The organism is Streptomyces sp. NPDC028305, assembly GCF_055569495.1.
Genome location: NZ_JBVHTN010000011.1, coordinates 460191 through 477910, shown reverse-complemented (window position 1 = coordinate 477910; position 17720 = coordinate 460191). Strand labels below are relative to the sequence as shown.

Sequence of the window (17720 nt, the reverse complement as noted above, 5' to 3'; positions counted from 1 at the left end):
CGGTTACATTCCGAACCCGGAAGCTAAGCCTTTCAGCGCCGATGGTACTGCAGGGGGGACCCTGTGGGAGAGTAGGACGCCGCCGAACAATTTTTGATAAAAGCCCGGTTGGGAGCTTCGGCTCCCGACCGGGCTTTTTTCTTTGTGCCGTTCGCCGGCTGAGCGGCTGAGTAGTCTGAACAGCATGCGCTATGACCTGGTCATCTTCGACAACGACGGCGTGCTCGTCGACAGTGAGCCGATATCCAACCGGCTCCTCGCCGCCTATCTCACGGAGTTGGGCCACCCCACCACCTACGAGGACTCCATTCGTGACTACATGGGGTCGGCCATGCACCGGATCCACGAGCTGGTCCTCGAGCGCACGGGCCGTCGGCTGCCGGATGACTTCGACGCCACCTTCCACAGCCGCGTGTTCGAGGCATTCCGCCGTGAACTGGAGCCCGTGACCGGTGTCGCCGATGTCCTGGAGAAGCTGCGGGCGGACGGGGTTCCGTACTGCGTGGCCTCCTCCGGAAGCCATGAGCGCATCCGTGTCGCGCTGCGGAAGACCGGGCTGTACGGACTCTTCGGCGAGGAGCGCATCTTCAGCTCCGAGGACGTGGGGAGGGGCAAGCCCGCGCCGGATCTGTTTCTGCACGCCGCGCGCACGATGGGGGTGCCTCCGCAGCGGTGTGCGGTTGTCGAGGACAGCCCGCTCGGTGTGCAGGCCGCCATCGCTGCCGGGATGGATGTCTACGGGTATACGGCGATGACGCCGGCCGCCAAGCTCGCCCGCGCCCATGCCCGTTTCCCGGGCATGGCAGAACTGCCCCAATTGCTCGCCTAACACGGCGTGGGGCCGTACGCTCCTCGGCCATGACAGATACGCGCCCGACGCCGCGGCTGCGGCGCGGTCGGGCCTCGCTGGCCGTCAGTTTCTTCGTCCAGGGCGCGGTCTTCGCTCTGCTGGTGACCCGAATACCCGCGCTTCAGGACCGGTATGGGGTGTCCGACGGGCTGCTGCCCGCGTTCCTCGCCGCGGTTCCGGTGCTCGCGGGTGTGGGCAGCGTCGCGACCGAGCATCTCGTCAAGCGGGTGCGGCCGGGCCTTGTGCTCCGCTGGGTCCAGCCGGTGGTCTCCGTCGCGCTGCTCGCGGCCGGGTCCGGCTCGGCGCTGTGGCAGCTGGCTTTGGCGCTCGCGGTCTTCGGGCTCTCCGTCGGGGCGCTCGACGCGTCGATGAACATGCTCGGCGTCACCCTTCAGCACGCGTACGGGCGGAGCATCATGCTCGGCTTCCACGCCGCGTACAGCCTGGGCGGGATCGTCGGGGCGTCGCTCGCCTGGGCGGGCGCTCACTGGGACGTGGCGCTGCCCGTGCTCTACGCGCCGCTCGTCGCGACCCTGGTACCCGTCGCGCTGTTCGCCAGCCGCTGGTACATGGACCACGGCGCGGGCAAAGGCACGGACAAGGGCACGGACAAGGTTGTGGGGGAGAGCGACCAGACGTCCGGCTCCGGCTCCGGCGCCGTCAGCATGAAGCTGCTGTTGCCGCTCTGCCTGGTGATGTCCTTCGCCTATATCGGTGACTCGACCGTCTCCAACTGGAGCGCCAAGTACCTCCAGGACGTGCTGCACAGCTCCGAGCAGCTGGCCACCGTGCCGTACAACGTCTATATGGTCACCGCCCTTCTCGGCCGCACCTTCGGCGACCTGGGGGTGCGGCGCTTCGGTGCGGTCGCCGTGGTCCGGGCCGGCACACTACTCGCCGCGGGCGGCTTCGCGATCGTCGCGGCGGCGCCCGGCGCATGGGTGGGGATGGCCGGGTTCACGCTGCTGGGCCTGGGGCTGTGTGTGCTGGTGCCGCAGACCTTCGCGGCTGCCGGGCGGCTGTTCCCGGGGGCGTCCGACGCCGCCATCGCGCGTCTCAACATCTTCAATTACGTCGGCTTTCTGATCGGCTCCCCGCTCGTCGGCGCACTGGGCGGCGCATGGAACTACCGGGGGGCGATGCTGGTGCCGATGGTGCTGGTGCTCGCGACCCTGTGGTACGCGAGGTCGTTTGCGCCCACTCCTGCCCGATACGGTGACGGGCATGAGCGGTCGCGCACAGTTGATGTGGGATGAGGGCCTGACGGGGTACGACTTCGGCGCGGGGCATCCGATGGCTCCGGTCCGTCTGGCGCTGACCATGCGTCTGGTGGAGGCGTTCGGACTTGATCGGGCCGTCGAGGTGGTCGCGGCCAAGCCGGCCGGGGAGTCCACGCTGCGGCTGGTCCATCGCCAGGACTACATCGAGGCGGTGCGGCGGGTGTCGGCCGATCCGGCCTCGGCGGACGGCTCGTACGGCCTGGGCACGGTCGACGATCCGGCCTTCGCCGGGATGCACGAGGCCTCGGCGCTGATCGCCGGCCAGTCGGTCGCCGCGGCGGAGAGCGTATGGCGCGGGGAGGTGCTCCACGCGGTGAACTTCTCTGGCGGGCTGCACCATGCGATGCCCGGCGCGGCCTCCGGGTTCTGCGTCTACAACGACGCGGCGCTGGCCATCGCGAGGCTGCTGGAGATGGGCGCGGAGCGGGTCGCGTACGTGGATGTGGACGTACATCACGGGGACGGGGTGCAGGCGGCGTTCTGGGACGATCCGCGGGTCCTCACGATCTCCCTGCACGAGCATCCCAGGACCCTGTTCCCGCAGACCGGATGGCCCGAGGAGACCGGTGGGGACCGGGCGCCGGGCGGCGCGGTCAATGTGGCGCTGCCCGCCGGGACCGGGGACGCGGGATGGCTGCGCGCATACCACGCGGTGGTGCCGGAGCTGCTGGCGGCGTTCCGGCCGCAGGTGCTGGTGACCCAGCACGGCACGGATACGCATGTGGAGGATCCGCTGGCGCACCTGGCGGTGACCGTGGACGCGCAGCGCGCGGTCGCGGAGAGCTGCCATGACCTGGCGCACGAGCACGCGGACGGGCGGTGGCTCGCGCTCGGTGGCGGCGGGTACGCGGTGGTGGACGTGGTGCCCCGGACGTGGACGCATCTGGTGGCGATCGCGGCCGGGCGGCCGGTGGCGCCGGAGGCGGAGGTGCCCGAGGACTGGCGGCACGAGGTGTACCGGCGTACGCGACAGTCGGCGCCGTGGCGGATGACGGACGGCCGGCAGCCGCAGTGGCGGGACTTCGGGGAGTGGGGGTACGACCCGGGGGACCGGCTCGACCAGGCGATCCTGGCGACCCGCCGGGCGGTCTTCCCGCACCATGGGCTGCTGCCGTAGGCGTTTGGGGAGTCTTCGGAAGGTGAGGTCTCCCGGGTGCCGGTGCCGGTGCCGGTGCCGGTGCCGTGTGCCGGCGCCGTTAGGCCAACCGTGGCAACTCTCGCCGTTCTTCGGCGTGCGGTCGCGGTGATCCGTCAGCATCGGTGGCGTGTTGAGTACCGCCGCGCTGCGTGCGCATCTGCTGGCCGCGCGGCTCGCCGGGCCGGTGGCCACGAGCCGGGAGCAGACCCTGCGCAGCTATCGGCTCTTCGCCGCGCGCGACCCCCGCGTACTGCTCGGTATCGAGCCCGATCACGACTGGTCGTACGTGGAATTGCTTCGCCTTATGAGCGACAAATGCGGGGTTTCGGCCAACCCGGCGATCACCTCCGGTCAGGATGTGATCGATCCGGATTTGACCATCGCCGCGCTCGACGCCTTCGCGGAGCGGCTGGCCGCAGCCGCCGCCGCGGGCGCGCCGGTGCTGCTCGGGACCGGGCATCCGCATCGCCTCCTCGGGTTCTACGCCTCGTTGGCGGCGGCTCTCTCGGCGGCCGGCTGCCCTGTCCTCACCCCCGCGCAGGGTAGATGTATCGACATAACGACCCGGTTCGGCGTACGCACCTACTGCCTCGACTACGTACGAGGAGTCGCGATGGTGCGGGAACCCGGCGCTCGGGACGGGGCCCGCGACCCGGGGTGCCACAGTCACTCGCCGCTCCCGGTTCGGGTGGTTCTCGGGTGTGCGGCCGACCGCGGCGACCCCCTCCCCGGGTTGGTCATCGGGGACCACGGATGGGTCTGCGGTGCAGGTCAGCTGGGCTTCGAGGCCATCGGTCTCGCGGACGCGGACGACCCCGCGCCGTTCGTCGGCCAGGCCGAGGGGCGGGTGTCGGTGGCGGTTCCGCTTGACGACGCTGTGCGGTCCGCTTACTACCGACCGATTACTCGCTATGTACTCAATCGGGCGTGTCTGTCACAGTAGGCGTCCGATCGCTACTCCTCTTCCCCACTCGTATCACGCGCCCCTAATCTGGTGAGGAGCGCGCATGCGAGCAGGAGTCACCGGAGGGGAAGCCGGTGCCCGACATGTGCGGAAGGTTCAGGTGTGTCATGGCTGCTGGCGAAAGGCCTCTGAACGAGGTTCAGTTTCTGACCGTGGCGGAAGTCGCCTCGGTGATGCGAGTGTCCAAGATGACCGTGTACCGCTTGGTGCACAGTGGTCATCTGCCGGCGATCCGGGTGGGCAGGTCTTTCCGGGTCCCAGAGCAGGCGGTTCATGAGTACCTCCGCGAGTCCTATGTGGGGGTGGAGTCCGCCTAGGCCCGGACGGGGCCTGACGGCAGGGCCCAGGACATCCCCCTCGGATTACGCGCTTCGCTCGGTGCCGGGTAGGCTGGCCCGATGTAGGTCGTGTGGGCTCGGACGCCCCGCACCGAGTGAATACGAAGTGAGCGAGGGTTGTCGTGGGCTCTGTTATCAAGAAGCGGCGCAAGCGGATGGCGAAGAAGAAGCACCGCAAGCTGCTCAAGCGCACGCGCGTCCAGCGTCGTAACAAGAAGTAGGCAAGCGACGCTGTGTTCGTCCCGCAGCCCTTCCACCGATGGTGGGAGGGCTGCGGCGCGTGCGGCTGTGGAACGCGCACCGGAGACGGGTTCGGGCGGGCGCGCACGGGGGCGCCCCGTCGCCGGCGGACCCTCGTCCTAAAAGCTCGTACCGTGCGGCGAGTGGTCATCACAGGGCAACATCCAGCGGTTACGGTGTTCGCCTCGGCCCAGCTCGTTCGAGGGTGGGAAGGAAGGCGCTGATCTTGGGAAAGGTCGTGCTCGTCACCGGAGTCGCACGCCGCCTGGGAGGCCGTTTCGTACGGCGCATACAGCGCGAGCCGGATGTCGCCCGGGTCATCGGGGTGGACGCCGTGGCCCCCGAACACCACCTCGGCGGCGCCGAGTTCGTGCGCGCCGACATCCGCCACCCCGCGATCGGGAAGCTGCTCGCCGAGACCGGCGTCGACACCGTGGTCCACATGGACATCAACGGCACCCCGCTCGGCGGGCGCGGCAGCCGGACCTCGGTCAAGGAGACCAACGTCATCGGCACCATGCAGCTGCTCGGCGCCTGTCAGAAGGCGCCCTCGGTCAAGCGGCTCGTGGTCAAGTCCAGCACCAATGTGTACGGCTCCGCGCCCCGCGACCCCGCCGTCTTCACTGAGAACACCCCGCCCAAGTCGCTGCCCAGCGGGGGCTTCGCCAAGGACGCCGTCGAGGTCGAGGGGTATGTACGGGGCTTCGCCCGGCGCCGCCCCGACGTCGCCGTCTGTGTGCTGCGCTTCGCCAACATCCTGGGGCCTTGCGCGGACTCGCCGCTCGCCGAGTACTTCGCGCTGCCCGTGCTGCCCACCGTCATCGGCTACGACCCGCGGCTCCAGTTCGTCCACGAGGAGGACGCCATCGAGGTGCTGCGGATCGCCGCCTCCGAGCCCTCGCGGGGCGTGCTCAACAGCGGCACCTTCAACATCGCGGGGGACGGCGTGCTGCTGCTCTCGCAGGCCGCCCGGCGGCTCGGCCGGCCGACGCTCCCGCTGCTGCTGCCGACCCTGAGATGGGCCCGTACCGCGCTGCGCTCGGTCGGCATCACCGACTTCTCGCCCGAACAGATCCGGCTGCTCACACACGGCCGCGTCGTCGCCACCGACCAGATGCGCGAGACGCTGGGCTTCGAGCCCCGATACACCACGGCCGGCGCCTTCGCCGACTACGCCCGCAGCCGCGGGCCCGGGCTGCTCCCGCCCGAGACCCTCGCCCGTACCGTCGACCGGCTCGCCGGGCTGCTGCCCGCCCGCGGCGCCGTCCAGAGTTGAGGAGCGCAACCACCATGGCGGATGCCAAGGTCATTCCGTTCGGTGAGGAACCGCGGTCCCGGCGCAAGGGCCAGCGGACGGGGCGTGCGGCCCGGGCGCAGGGCCCGCTCAAGCCCGTGCCGCAGCAACGCGACGAGGAGCGCGACCAGCAGCGGCCCGAGGGGCTCGCGGCGGCCGCGGCGGTGCCTCCGCTGCCGCCCCAGGACCCGCCGGGAGCCGGCGCCCTGGCGGGCGGCTGGGAGCGTCGGCTGGCGCACGGGATGAGCTTTCTGCGGCGCCGGGTCACCGGGGAGTACGAGGTCGACGACTTCGGCTACGACGAGGACCTCACCGACCAGGTCCTGATGTCGCTGCTGCGCCCGATGTACGAGAAATACTTCCGGGTCGAGGTGAAGGGCATCGAGAACATCCCGGAGAGCGGGGGCGCGCTCGTCGTCGCCAACCACTCCGGGGTGCTGCCCCTGGACGGGCTGATGCTCCAGGTCGCGGTGCACGACAACCACCCGGCGGGCCGCCATCTGCGGCTGCTCGCCGCCGACCTGGTCTTCGTCCTGCCGGTCGTCAACGAGCTGGCGCGCAAACTCGGGCACACGCTGGCCTGCTCCGAGGACGCCCAGCTGCTGCTGGAGCGCGGCGAGGTGGTCGGGGTGATGCCGGAGGGCTTCAAGGGGATCGGGAAGCCGTTCTCCGACCGGTACAAGCTCCAGCGCTTCGGGCGCGGCGGCTTTGTGTCGACGGCGCTGCGCGCCGGGGCGCCGATCGTGCCGTGCTCGATCGTCGGCGCCGAGGAGATCTACCCGATGATCGGGAACGCGAAGACGCTCGCGCGGCTGCTGGGCTTCCCGTACTTCCCGATCACGCCGACCTTCCCCTGGCTGGGGCCGCTCGGCGGGGTGCCGCTGCCGACGAAGTGGACGATCCAGTTCGGCGAGCCGATCCCGACGGACGAGTATCCGCCGGAGGCGGCGGACGACCCGATGCTGATGTTCAACCTGACCGACCAGGTGCGCGAGACGATTCAGCACACCCTCTACAAGCTGCTGGTGCAGCGGCGCTCGGTCTTCTTCTGACCGCTGGACGTGGCGTCGGCACCCGGTGTTCTCGTGGAACACCGGGCGCCGACCCATGGGCCCGCGGGCCTGCTTTCCGGCGCCTGCTTCCCGTCGCTTACTTCCCGTCGCTTACTTCCCGTCGCCGTCGAGGCCGAGGCCCGGCAGCAGGTTGGGCAGCAGCGGCGGGATGGTGATCTCCGGCTGGGTCGGTCTGCCGCTCGGATCGCCCTTGCCGGAGGACGGGAGCGGAAGCGGCTCGCCCGTCGGCGGATTCAGCAGATCGCCGGCGCCGCCGATGAGGCCGGCGTCCTCGGGCCGGGGCGAGGACGACGGGCCCGGCCGGGCGTCGTCGCCGGGGCGGGTGGCGCTCGGTGTGGTCGCGGCGGGCGCCGGGATGTCCGCCCCGCCCGAGGCACCGCGCTCGGGGGACTCGACCGTCGTACGGCCGCTGTGCTGATCCCGGCCGTCCCGGGAGGAGGGCAGCAGCGACTGGAGCGGACCGACCTCCTGCTCTATGGCGTCGAAGACCGAGTTCACCTCCTCCCCGACGTCCATGAGCTGGATGGGCAGCTTCTCGCGCAGCTGGCTCCAGCCGTCGCGGTGGGAGCGGGAGAAGGACGACAGCGTGCGCATCGGGCCGAGCGAGCCGTCCCGCTCATAGACCTTGTGCAGCAGCCGATGGCCCTCGGAGACGTCATGGTGCATGCCGGCGAGGGTCTTGCGGATCTCTCTTAGCGACTCGTGGTCCAGGTCGCCCGAGCGGCCTCGCTCCATCAGACGGCGCGCCTCGCTCATCCGGGTCGACGCCTGGTCCAGATACAGCCGGCCGCGGTCGGCGTCGTCGTCGGCCATCTCCAGCTTCAGATCCTCTATGCCGCGCTTGAAGCCATAGAGGGTGTCGCCGGGCAGGGCGTCGGAGCTCGCCGCGGCGACGCCGCCGAACGCGCCCGCCGCCACCCCGACCGTGAGCCCCCCTGCCGCCAGCCCCTTGGACCAGCGGGAGCGGGGGCGCAGCCTGCTGAGGGGTGCCGCGCGGCGGGCGTGGGACGGCCGCTGCCCGGGCACCTGGGGCGCGCCCTCGGCGTAGGCCGCTTCCATGGCGGCGACCAGCTGCGCCCGCTGGGTGACCCGGACCTCGGGGTCCAGTGTCGGGGCCGGCAGCTCGCCGAGCCCGTCGGTCAGGGCCAGCAGCCGTCTGTGCTCGGCGCTGTCCGCCGAAGAGCCGGGCTGCTCGGCGCCCGCCGCGCCCCGGGAATCCTGGCGGTTGTCCCTCTCCAGGGCCTCCAGGGCCTCCAGGGCCTTGGCGAAGGCGTTGGCCCGCCGGTGCCCCGATACGTTCGCGATCACAGGCGGCACCTCCTCTCGTCATGACGGTCGACTCCCCAGGACACCTGGAAGGTTGCACGCCACACGCATTTCCACCCGAATGAGTGAGTGTCTTTGGGTAGGACGTGACCACAAGGAGCCTGCATCCTCCACAACGAGCGGCGCATCACAGGGGTTACGCCCTCACGATGATCGGACGGGACGTGGTGGCGGCGCCACCTACGGTCAGCGGGCGTCCTCGGGGAGAAGCCGGGCCAGGGTGCGGACGGCCCGGTACTGGAGGGTCTTGATCGCGCCCTCGTTCTTCCCCATGACCCGGGCGGTCTCGGCGACGGACAGGCCCTGGAGGAAGCGCAGCGTCACGCACTCCTGCTGCTGCGGGTTGAGCTTGCGCACCGCCTGGAGCAGCGCGGCGTTGGAGAGGGATTCGAGGACGGAGTCCTCGGGGGAGCGCTCGACCTCATTGGCGTCGAGCATCTCGCCGGTGGTGACCTCCAGCCGGAAGCGGCTGGACTTGAAGTGGTCGGCGACCAGATTGCGGGCGATCGTCACCAGCCAGGCGCCGAAGTCGCGGCCCTGCCAGGTGAAGGTGCCGATGCGGCGCAGCGCGCGCAGGAACGTCTCACTGGTGAGGTCCTCGGCCGTGGCCCGGCCGCCCACGCGGTAGTAGATGTACCGGTAGACGGTGTCGGCGTACTGGTCGTACAGCTGGCCGAAGGCCTCGGCCTCGCCCGCCTGGGCGCGCTCGACGAGGTCCATCATGCGGCGGCTGTCGCTGTCGGTGCCGGGGCGGCGGGCGGTGGACGTGCCGCTGCGAGAGCGTCTGCCGACCGCCGCCCCGCCGTCGGCCAGGGCATAGCAGGAGCTGGCGGGGCCTGCCGCACCGACGGTGCCGACAGGGTGGGCGGGCACGGGCGTGGCGAGGGCGGGCACGGCGTACGCGGTGGGGACGAAGCCGCGCAGACAGTCGAGGACCGTTGCGCGCAGCGTAGCCAGGCCCGAGGCGTCAACCCCGACGTGTGGGTACACGGGACTCCCAGAGGCAGAGCTTCCATCACGTGCAGTACGGGACCGTTCACCCGCCGTAGGGACGCGTGGGTACCGATTTGCGTCTAAGGAGAATAACGCTTCGTACAGGCAACGCTACACCCAGTTGTCCAAATCATCGTTTCAGTCTGCTCCGTTATGGGTTGATGGCCGATCAAGTATCGAATGCAGTAAGGGTCTTGACCGGTAGGTGTCGTGGTCTGCGCGATTTCGTGGCGTGTTGTGGCAAAGGGACGGTAAGGGGGCAGGTCGGGGCGGCGTGGGCCGGGAAACGGGGATTGACCGGCCGAGGGCGGCCGTGGTCAGCCGGTGACGCTGCGGGGGCGGGGTCGCGCGGCACCGGCAGCCATCACGGACGGTCATCGCCCGGCCCAAGCGGTCAGGCGTCGGCGCAAGCGGTCAAGGGTGAAGGGCGGGGCCGCAGGGTGACGGTTTCGCCGCGTACGGTGGCGACGCGTGGCGCTCCGTAATGGTCCGTGGGGCCCGCAGGGCCCCAGGGAACTCGGGGTGGTGCTCGGTGGTGCTCGGTGGGCCGAACGGCTCAGCGGCGGCGGCGGTGCAGGGCCACGGCGGCCGCCGTGCCGCCCGCCACCGCGCCCACCCCGGCAGCCGCCGGGATGCCGATCTTGGCGGCCTTGCGGCCCGTGCGGTAGTCGCGCAGCCGCCAGCCGTGCTCGCGCGCGTGCTTGCGCAGCCGCCCGTCCGGGTTCACCGCGTACGGGTGGCCGACGATCGACAGCATCGGGATGTCGTTCGAGGAGTCGCTGTACGCCGCGCAGCGCGACAGGTCGAGCCCCTCGGCCGCCGCCAGCGCCCGTACCGCCTCGGCCTTGGCCGGCCCGTGCAGCGGCTCGCCGACCAGTTTGCCCGTGTACACGCCGCCGACGGACTCCGCGACGGTGCCGAGCGCGCCGGTCAGGCCCAGCCGCCGGGCGATGATGGTCGCGGTCTCCACCGGGGCGGCGGTCACCAGCCAGACCCGCTGCCCGGCGTCCAGATGGGCCTGGGCCAGGGCGCGGGTGCCCGGCCAGATGCGGTCGGCCATGTACTCGTCGTAGATCTCCTCGCCGATCGTCATCAGCTCGGAGACCCGGTGGCCCTTGACGATGGACAGGGCGCTGCTGCGCACGTCCTCCATATGGGCCGGGTCCTCGACCCCGGCCAGCCGGAACCAGGTCTGCTGCCAGGCGAAACGGGCCAGCTCGCGCTTGCGGAAGAAGTGGCGCTTGTAGAGGCCGCGGCCGAAGTGGAACAGGGCGGCGCCCTGCATGATGGTGTTGTCCAGGTCGAAGAAGGCGGCCGCCCGCTCGTCCCCGACGACGGGGAACTCCGGTTCGGGGGCCTTCGGCGCGGGCACCTGGACCGACGACTTGCGCGCGGCCTCGGCCGAGGCCTCTCCGGCGAGGACGCTCGCTTCGGTGGCGAGGTGTCGACGGCGGGTGAACCATCCCAGTGCGGCCATGGGCTGAGCATAGCCAGCCATTCCCCGCATCCCGTTACGGCCCGGTGTCGGGATGGTGCGGCAATGCGGACTTCGCGGGCCAGGCGGGGCCCGGGTGCGGGGGCCTGGGTACGGGGCCGGGCGCGGGGTCCGGGCGCGGGGCGCTCAGCCGCCCAGCGCCTTCCGCAGCCGCTCCGGGTTCACCCGCCAGAAGTCGTGCTGTGCGCCGTCGACGAGGACCACCGGGATCTGCTCCCAGTGCTTGCGGTACAGCTCCTCGTCCTGGGTGATGTCCTTCTTCTCCCAGGGCGTGCCCAGCTCGCCGCAGACCTTCTCGACCACCGCCTCGGCGTCCTCGCACAGATGGCAGTCGGGCTTGCCGATCAGGGTGACCGTGCGCTCGGCGGGGTTCTTGCGCGGGGTGCGGCGCAGCAGCGGGCTCATTCCGCCATTGTGCCCCGTGCCGGCGACTACCATTGTGGGCGATTTGTTGCAGTCCGGGGGGTGAGCGGTGAGGAGTGAGGGTCCGTGCCCCCGTCGGTGCCCTGCCCGCGCGGATGTGGCCGCCGGGAACGGTGTGACACCGGTTGTGGTTCCACGAGCTGGTCGAATAGATGCGTGACACCGGTCACTTTGCTCGGACAAAGCGGACACCATCTTTGTGCACGCGTTCACAAAGACATAGCCTGCTGTTGATGGGGACGTCCTGGAACGTGTGGACGCCCGCAGCCCCGCTCTACCCGCAGGAGCACCGTGGCAACTGGCCGAACTCACCGACCGGCGACCCGAAGCCGAGGGATCCCCGAGGCCACCGTCGCCCGGCTTCCCTTGTATCTGCGTGCGCTGACCGCGCTCTCCGAGCGCTCGGTGCCCACGGTTTCCTCGGAGGAGCTCGCGGCCGCGGCCGGGGTCAATTCGGCCAAGCTGCGCAAGGACTTCTCCTACCTCGGGTCGTACGGCACCCGCGGGGTCGGGTACGACGTGGAGTACCTCGTCTATCAGATCTCGCGTGAGCTGGGCCTCACCCAGGACTGGCCGGTCGTGATCGTCGGTATCGGTAACCTCGGCGCGGCGCTCGCCAACTACGGAGGCTTCGCCTCCCGCGGCTTCCGGGTCGCTGCGCTGATCGACGCCGACCCGGCGATGACCGGCAAGCCCGTCGCGGGCATCGCGGTGCAGCACACCGACGAGCTCGAAAAGATCATCACGGACAACGGCGTGTCGATCGGCGTCATCGCCACCCCCGCGGGCGCGGCCCAGCAGGTCTGCGACCGGCTGGTGGCGGCCGGTGTCACCTCGATCCTCAACTTCGCCCCCACCGTGCTGTCGGTGCCGGACGGGGTGGACGTGCGCAAGGTCGACCTGTCGATCGAGCTCCAGATCCTCGCCTTCCATGAGCAGCGCAAGGCGGGCGAGGAGACGGGCGTGCCCGAGGAGGGGGAGAGCGCGCAGGCCGCCGCCCAGGACACCGTGCCGGGGGCCGCCGCGGTCGCGCAGACCCCGCTCGCCCCGCACCGCGCGGCGTCGGGCGCGGGCAAGGACAACGGCCGGCAGGGGCCGGACGGGGATGTACCCGCGGTGATGCCGGCATGAGCCTTCTCGTCGTCGGACTGAGTCACCGCAGCGCCCCGGTGAGCGTGCTGGAGCGCGCCTCCCTGGTGCGCGAGCAGCAGGCCAAGCTGGTGCAGGACTCGCTCGTGGCCGAGCCCGCCACCGAGGCGGCGGTGCTCGCCACCTGCAACCGCATCGAGCTGTACGCGGATGTGGACAAGTTCCACGCCGGGGTCGCCGAGCTGTCCACGCTGCTCGGCCGGCACACCGGCGTCGGCCTGGACGAGCTGACCCCGTATCTCTACGTCCACTACGAGGACCGGGCCGTCCACCACCTGTTCTCGGTGGCCTGCGGCCTGGACTCGATGGTCGTCGGCGAGGGCCAGATCCTCGGCCAGATCAAGGACGCGCTCGCGCTGGGGCAGGAGCTGCACACCGCGGGCCGGCTGCTGAACGACCTGTTCCAGCAGGCGCTGCGGGTCGGCAAGCGGGCCCACAGCGAGACCGGTATCGACAAGGCCGGCCAGTCGCTCGTCACCTTCGGCCTCGAACAGCTGGCCGGGGACACGCCAGTCGCGGACTGGGCGGCGGGCCGCAGCGCGCTGGTCATCGGGGCCGGTTCGATGTCCTCGCTGGCCGCGACCACGCTCGCGCGTGCCGGCGTCGCCGAACTGGTGATCGCCAACAGGACGTTGGATCGGGCGGGGCGGCTCGCGGACTCCCTGGCGGGTCTCGTCGACGGCGCCCGCGCCGTGCCGATGGACGCCGTCGCGGCCGAGCTGCCGCACGCCGACATCGTCGTCTCCTGTACGGGCGCGACCGGCCTGGTGCTGACCGCCGACCTGCTGCGGGAGGCCCTCGACCGGCGCGCGGAGCGTCTGGCGGCGGGCGCGACAGGGGCCGGTACGGCAGAGACCGTCGCGCTGCTCGACCTGGCGATGCCGCGCGACATCGACGCCGCGGCGCACCGCGTCGGCGGGCTGCGCCTGGTGGACATCGAGTCGCTCGCGGAGGCCTCGGCCGACGAACCGATGGCCGCCGACGTCGACCAGGTCCGCGCCATCGTCTCCGCCGAGGTGGCCGCCTTCGGGGCGGCTCAGCGCGCCGCGCACATCACGCCGACCGTGGTCGCGCTGCGTACCATGGCGGCAGATGTGGTCGCCGGTGAGATCGCCCGGCTCGACGGGCGCCTCCCCGACCTCGACGAAAGACAGCGCGCCGAGATCACCCAGACCGTGCGCCGCGTCGTCGACAAGCTGCTGCACGCGCCCACCGTGCGGGTCAAGCAGCTCGCCAGCACACCCGGCGGCGCCGGGTACGCGGACGCGCTGCGCGAGCTGTTCGACCTCGACCCGCAGGCGGTGGCCGCCGTCAGCCGGGCCGACGCGAACGGCATCCGCCCAAGCGGCGGCGGCGCCGGCCGGCCCGGCACCGCGGCCCTCCAGAACGATCCGAAGAGAGGCCGGGCATGAACGCGACACCTCCCGCCGCCTCCGGCCGGGCCGGCACCCCCGGCCAGGCGCCGCTGCGGCTCGGCACCCGGCGCAGCGCACTCGCCATGGCCCAGTCCGGGCAGATAGCGGACGCGGTGCGCCGGGTCACCGGCCGCCCCGTCGAGCTCGTGGAGATCACGACGCGCGGGGACGTCTCGCGCGAGGACCTCGCGCAGATCGGCGGCACCGGTGTGTTCGTCACCGCGCTGCGCGAGGCGCTGCTGCGCGGTGAGATCGACTTCGCCGTCCACTCGCTGAAGGACCTGCCGACCGCACAGCCGGACGAGCTGGTCCTGGCCGCGCTGCCGACCCGTGAGGACCCGCGCGACACGCTGATCGCCCGCGACGGCCTCACCTTCGCCGAGCTTCCGCCCGGCGCCCGGATAGGCACGGGCTCCCCGCGCCGCACCTCCCAGCTGCGCGCCTGGGCGCGCTCGCTGGCCCTGCCGATCAAGACCGTGCCGATCCGCGGCAATGTCGACACCCGTATCGGCTTCGTCCGTTCGGGGCAGCTGGACGCCGTGGTGCTGGCCGCGGCGGGGCTGACCCGGCTCGGGCGGCTCGACGAGGCGACCGAGATCCTGGACGCCGACCACATTCTGCCCGCCCCCGGCCAGGGGGCACTGGCAGTCGAGTGCGCCGCCGCAAACACGGCGCTCGCTGCTCAGCTCGCCGAGCTCGACGACCCGCTCACCCGGGTCGCCGTGACCGCCGAGCGCTCCCTGCTCGCCGCCCTGGAGGCCGGCTGCAGCGCACCTGTGGGTGCTCTGGCCGACCTGCTCGGCGACGGTCAGGATGTCACCGAAATGCGCCTGCGCGGCGTCGTCGGTACCACCGACGGCACCTCGCTGGTGCAGCTGTCCATCACCGGTCCCGTTCCCGGGGCGCCAGGCGAGGAAGCGGCCCAGCTCATGGGTCGCGAGCTCGCCGCCGAGATGCTCGCGAAGGGTGCGGCCGGTCTTATGGGGGAGCGAGCACATTGAACCCCAACGCCCCGAACCACCCACCCGGACATGGGCACGTCACCTTCCTCGGTGCGGGCCCAGGAGATCCAGGCCTGCTGACGTTGCGTGCCGTGGAGGCACTCGCCGCCGCTGATGTCCTGATCGCCGACCCGCACGTGCTCGACGTGGTACGTACGCACGTCAGGCCGGGCGTGGCCGCGGACGCTCAGGGCACACCGGAGCGCGCGCGTGCTGACGCAGCGTCAAGCACCGCCGACGTGGCCCTACTCAGGGACACGGCCAATCTTGTCATGGCGGCCGCGCGGAGCGGCAAGCGGGTCGTCCGCGCCGTCGCGGGCGACCCTGGCCTGGACGGATACGCCGCCGACGAGATGCTCTCGTGCGCAGCCGAGGGCATCGTCTTCGAGGTGGTGCCGGGCGTGGCGGCCGCCGTGGGCGTGCCCGCGTACGCGGGCGTCCCGCTGCGGGACGCGCAGGGCACCGACGTCCGCTTCGTGGACGCCCGCACGGCCGACGACCGCTGCTGGAGCGAGGTCGGCTCCTCCGACGCGACCGCCGTCGTCTCCGCCACCCTGGAGACCGTCGCGGCCGCCGCGGGCGAGCTGGTGGCCGCGGGCCGCAAGCCCGACACCCCGCTGACCGTCACCGTGGCCGGCACGACCACCCGGCAGCGCACCTGGACGGCGACGCTGGGCACCATCGCGCAGGTACTGAAGGCCGCGAAGGTGCTGCCGTCGCCGCAGGGCGCCCAGCCGGTGATAGCCGTGGTCGGCGAGCGCAGCGCGGCCGCGCAGCGCGACCAGCTGGCCTGGTTCGAGTCCAAGCCGCTGTTCGGCTGGCATGTGCTGGTGCCGCGCACCAAGGAGCAGGCCGCCTCGCTCTCGGACCAGCTGCGCTCGTACGGCGCGGTGCCCAGCGAGGTGCCGACCATCGCCGTGGAGCCCCCGCGCACCCCGCAGCAGATGGAGCGCGCGGTCAAGGGCCTGGTGACAGGCCGCTACGAGTGGATCGCCTTCACCTCGGTCAACGCGGTCAAGGCGGTGCGGGAGAAGTTCGAGGAGTACGGGCTCGACGCCCGCGCCTTCGCCGGGATCAAGGTCGCGGCGGTCGGCGAGCAGACCGCCAGGTCGCTCATCGAGTTCGGGGTCAAGCCGGACCTGGTGCCCAGCGGGGAGCAGTCCGCGGCCGGGCTGCTGGAGGACTGGCCGCCGTACGACCCGGTCTTCGACCCGATCGACCGGGTGTTCCTGCCGCGCGCCGACATCGCCACGGAGACGCTGGTCGCCGGGCTGATCGAGCTGGGCTGGGAGGTCGACGACGTCACGGCGTACCGCACCGTGCGCGCCTCGCCGCCGCCCGCCGAGACCCGCGAGGCGATCAAGGGCGGCGGCTTCGACGCGGTGCTCTTCACCTCGTCGTCGACCGTGCGGAACCTCGTCGGCATCGCGGGCAAGCCGCACAATGTCACGGTCATCGCCTGTATCGGCCCGGCCACCGCGAAGACCGCGGAGGAGCACGGCCTGCGGGTGGACGTGCTGTCGCCCGAGCCCTCGGTGCACAAGCTGGCCGAGGCGCTCGCGGAGTTCGGGGCGGCGCGGCGGCGGTCCGCGCTGGATGCCGGGGACCCGGTCACGCGCCCGAGCGAGCGACGGCCCGGTTCGCGGAGGAGGGCACGCTCATGAGCGCCGACCACGGCCCCACGCCGTACGGCAGCTTCCCCGGCGCCCGGCCGCGCCGGCTGCGGGTGAACCCGGCCATGCGGCGCATGGTCGCCGAGACCCGGCTGCACCCGGCCGAGCTGATCCTGCCCGCCTTCGTCCTGGAGGGCGCGGCCGAGCCGGTGCCGCTGGCCGCGATGCCGGGCGTCGTGCAGCACACCCGCGACTCGCTGCGGAAGGCGGCCGCGGAGGCCGTCGAGGCGGGCGTCGGCGGGATCATGCTCTTCGGCGTGCCCGAGGACGCCAAGAAGGACGCGATCGGCTCGCCGGGCACCGACCCGGACGGGATCTTGCAGGTGGCCCTGCGGGATGTGCGGTCCGAGGTCGGCGACGACCTGATCGTCATGTCCGACCTGTGCCTCGACGAGCACACCGACCACGGCCACTGCGGCGTGCTCGACGCCGAGGGCCGGGTCGACAACGACGCGACGCTGGAGCGCTACGCCGAGATGGCGCGGGTGCAGGCGGACGCGGGCGCCCATGTGGTCGGCCCGAGCGGGATGATGGACGGCCAGGTCGGGGTGGTCCGGGCGGCGCTCGACGGCATCGGCCGCCAGGACGTCTCGATCCTCGCCTACACCGTCAAGTACGCCTCGGCCTTCTACGGGCCGTTCCGCGAGGCCGTGGGGTCCTCCCTCAAGGGCGACCGCAAGACGTATCAGCAGGACGCGCCCAATGCCCGGGAGGCGCTGCGCGAGCTGGCGCTGGACCTGGCCGAGGGCGCCGACATGGTGATGGTCAAGCCGGCGCTGCCGTACCTGGACATCCTGCGCCGGATCGCGGACGAGGCGGACGTACCGGTCGCCGCGTACCAGATCTCCGGCGAGTACTCGATGGTCGAGGCCGCCGCGGCCAACGGGTGGATCGACCGGGACCGGGCGATCATGGAGACGCTGACCTCCGTGCGGCGCGCGGGCGCGGGCATGATCCTGACCTACTGGGCGACCGAGGTCGCGCGGTGGCTGAACCGGGGCGACGTCTGAGACCGCGGCATTTGTGGTGAGTATGAGACAGCGACACGCCGAAGTCGCGGCGTGTCGC

The 17720-nt window shown here is 71.6% G+C and carries 17 protein-coding genes and 1 rRNA gene; 14 read left to right on the top strand and 4 right to left on the bottom strand.

The window, feature by feature from the left end; all coding sequences use genetic code 11:
* From rrf to ACZ4WQ_RS42030, 9 genes are all read left to right on the top strand, one after another.
* Positions 1 to 88: ribosomal RNA gene (gene rrf / locus ACZ4WQ_RS42070) — 5S ribosomal RNA — on the top strand; the annotation flags it as partial.
* Positions 89 to 184: 96 nt separating this feature from the next.
* Positions 185 to 829: an HAD family hydrolase gene (locus ACZ4WQ_RS42065; protein ID WP_398377054.1), complete on the top strand. Its 645-nt coding sequence runs from the start codon at positions 185 to 187 to the stop codon at positions 827 to 829.
* Between the two features lie 29 nt (positions 830 to 858).
* A complete protein-coding gene (locus tag ACZ4WQ_RS42060) occupies positions 859 to 2106 on the top strand; it encodes an MFS transporter (RefSeq protein ID WP_385344991.1) in 1248 nt (415 codons plus the stop codon).
* Positions 2075 to 3247, top strand: a complete 1173-nt coding sequence (locus ACZ4WQ_RS42055; protein ID WP_398377055.1) for an acetoin utilization protein AcuC — start codon at positions 2075 to 2077, stop codon at positions 3245 to 3247. The genes ACZ4WQ_RS42060 and ACZ4WQ_RS42055 overlap by 32 nt, the downstream gene beginning before the upstream one ends.
* Positions 3248 to 3395: 148 nt before the next feature.
* Positions 3396 to 4211 (top strand): phosphatase, encoded by an 816-nt coding sequence (locus ACZ4WQ_RS42050; protein WP_358849195.1) that lies wholly within the window; start codon positions 3396 to 3398, stop codon positions 4209 to 4211.
* A 128-nt stretch (positions 4212 to 4339) separates the two neighbouring features.
* Positions 4340 to 4549: a helix-turn-helix domain-containing protein gene (locus ACZ4WQ_RS42045; RefSeq protein WP_014053989.1), complete on the top strand. Its 210-nt coding sequence runs from the start codon at positions 4340 to 4342 to the stop codon at positions 4547 to 4549.
* A gap of 143 nt (positions 4550 to 4692) precedes the next feature.
* Positions 4693 to 4791, top strand: coding sequence for a 30S ribosomal protein bS22 (locus tag ACZ4WQ_RS42040; RefSeq protein ID WP_003948845.1), 99 nt, complete (start codon positions 4693 to 4695; stop codon positions 4789 to 4791).
* A 245-nt stretch (positions 4792 to 5036) separates the two neighbouring features.
* Positions 5037 to 6086 (top strand): NAD-dependent epimerase/dehydratase family protein, encoded by a 1050-nt coding sequence (locus tag ACZ4WQ_RS42035; RefSeq protein ID WP_311726510.1) that lies wholly within the window; start codon positions 5037 to 5039, stop codon positions 6084 to 6086.
* Positions 6087 to 6100: 14 nt separating this feature from the next.
* On the top strand, positions 6101 to 7156 hold the full coding sequence (locus ACZ4WQ_RS42030) for a lysophospholipid acyltransferase family protein (protein ID WP_398377057.1): 1056 nt from the start codon (positions 6101 to 6103) through the stop codon (positions 7154 to 7156).
* Between the two features lie 111 nt (positions 7157 to 7267).
* Here ACZ4WQ_RS42030 and ACZ4WQ_RS42025 read toward each other — a convergent pair whose 3' ends face one another.
* From ACZ4WQ_RS42025 to ACZ4WQ_RS42010, 4 genes are all read right to left on the bottom strand, one after another.
* Entirely contained in the window at positions 7268 to 8485 is a 1218-nt protein-coding gene (locus ACZ4WQ_RS42025; protein WP_398377058.1) for a DUF5667 domain-containing protein, read from the bottom strand.
* 204 nt (positions 8486 to 8689) lie between these two features.
* Positions 8690 to 9493, bottom strand: a complete 804-nt coding sequence (locus ACZ4WQ_RS42020; RefSeq protein ID WP_358849193.1) for an ECF subfamily RNA polymerase sigma factor, BldN family — start codon at positions 9491 to 9493, stop codon at positions 8690 to 8692.
* Between the two features lie 559 nt (positions 9494 to 10052).
* A complete protein-coding gene (locus ACZ4WQ_RS42015; protein ID WP_385344978.1) occupies positions 10053 to 10973 on the bottom strand; it encodes an HAD family hydrolase in 921 nt (306 codons plus the stop codon).
* A 144-nt stretch (positions 10974 to 11117) separates the two neighbouring features.
* Positions 11118 to 11396 (bottom strand): glutaredoxin family protein, encoded by a 279-nt coding sequence (locus ACZ4WQ_RS42010; RefSeq protein WP_398377060.1) that lies wholly within the window; start codon positions 11394 to 11396, stop codon positions 11118 to 11120.
* 309 nt (positions 11397 to 11705) lie between these two features.
* On the opposite strand from ACZ4WQ_RS42010, the gene ACZ4WQ_RS42005 reads away from it, so the two are divergent.
* From ACZ4WQ_RS42005 to hemB, 5 genes are read left to right on the top strand one after another with little or no spacing between them, the layout of a single operon-like run.
* Positions 11706 to 12545 carry a redox-sensing transcriptional repressor Rex gene (locus ACZ4WQ_RS42005; RefSeq protein WP_398377061.1) on the top strand — a complete coding sequence of 280 codons (840 nt, stop codon included), beginning with the start codon at positions 11706 to 11708 and terminating at the stop codon, positions 12543 to 12545.
* Positions 12542 to 13975 carry a glutamyl-tRNA reductase gene (locus ACZ4WQ_RS42000; RefSeq protein ID WP_311726517.1) on the top strand — a complete coding sequence of 478 codons (1434 nt, stop codon included), beginning with the start codon at positions 12542 to 12544 and terminating at the stop codon, positions 13973 to 13975. Before ACZ4WQ_RS42005 ends, ACZ4WQ_RS42000 begins: the two co-directional genes overlap by 4 nt.
* Positions 13972 to 14979 (top strand): hydroxymethylbilane synthase, encoded by a 1008-nt coding sequence (gene hemC, locus ACZ4WQ_RS41995; protein ID WP_398377062.1) that lies wholly within the window; start codon positions 13972 to 13974, stop codon positions 14977 to 14979. Before ACZ4WQ_RS42000 ends, hemC begins: the two co-directional genes overlap by 4 nt.
* Positions 14976 to 16643 (top strand): bifunctional uroporphyrinogen-III C-methyltransferase/uroporphyrinogen-III synthase, encoded by a 1668-nt coding sequence (locus ACZ4WQ_RS41990; RefSeq protein ID WP_311726519.1) that lies wholly within the window; start codon positions 14976 to 14978, stop codon positions 16641 to 16643. Before hemC ends, ACZ4WQ_RS41990 begins: the two co-directional genes overlap by 4 nt.
* Positions 16640 to 17662, top strand: a complete 1023-nt coding sequence (gene hemB / locus ACZ4WQ_RS41985; protein WP_311726520.1) for a porphobilinogen synthase — start codon at positions 16640 to 16642, stop codon at positions 17660 to 17662. Before ACZ4WQ_RS41990 ends, hemB begins: the two co-directional genes overlap by 4 nt.
* The last annotated feature ends 58 nt before the right edge of the window (positions 17663 to 17720 follow it).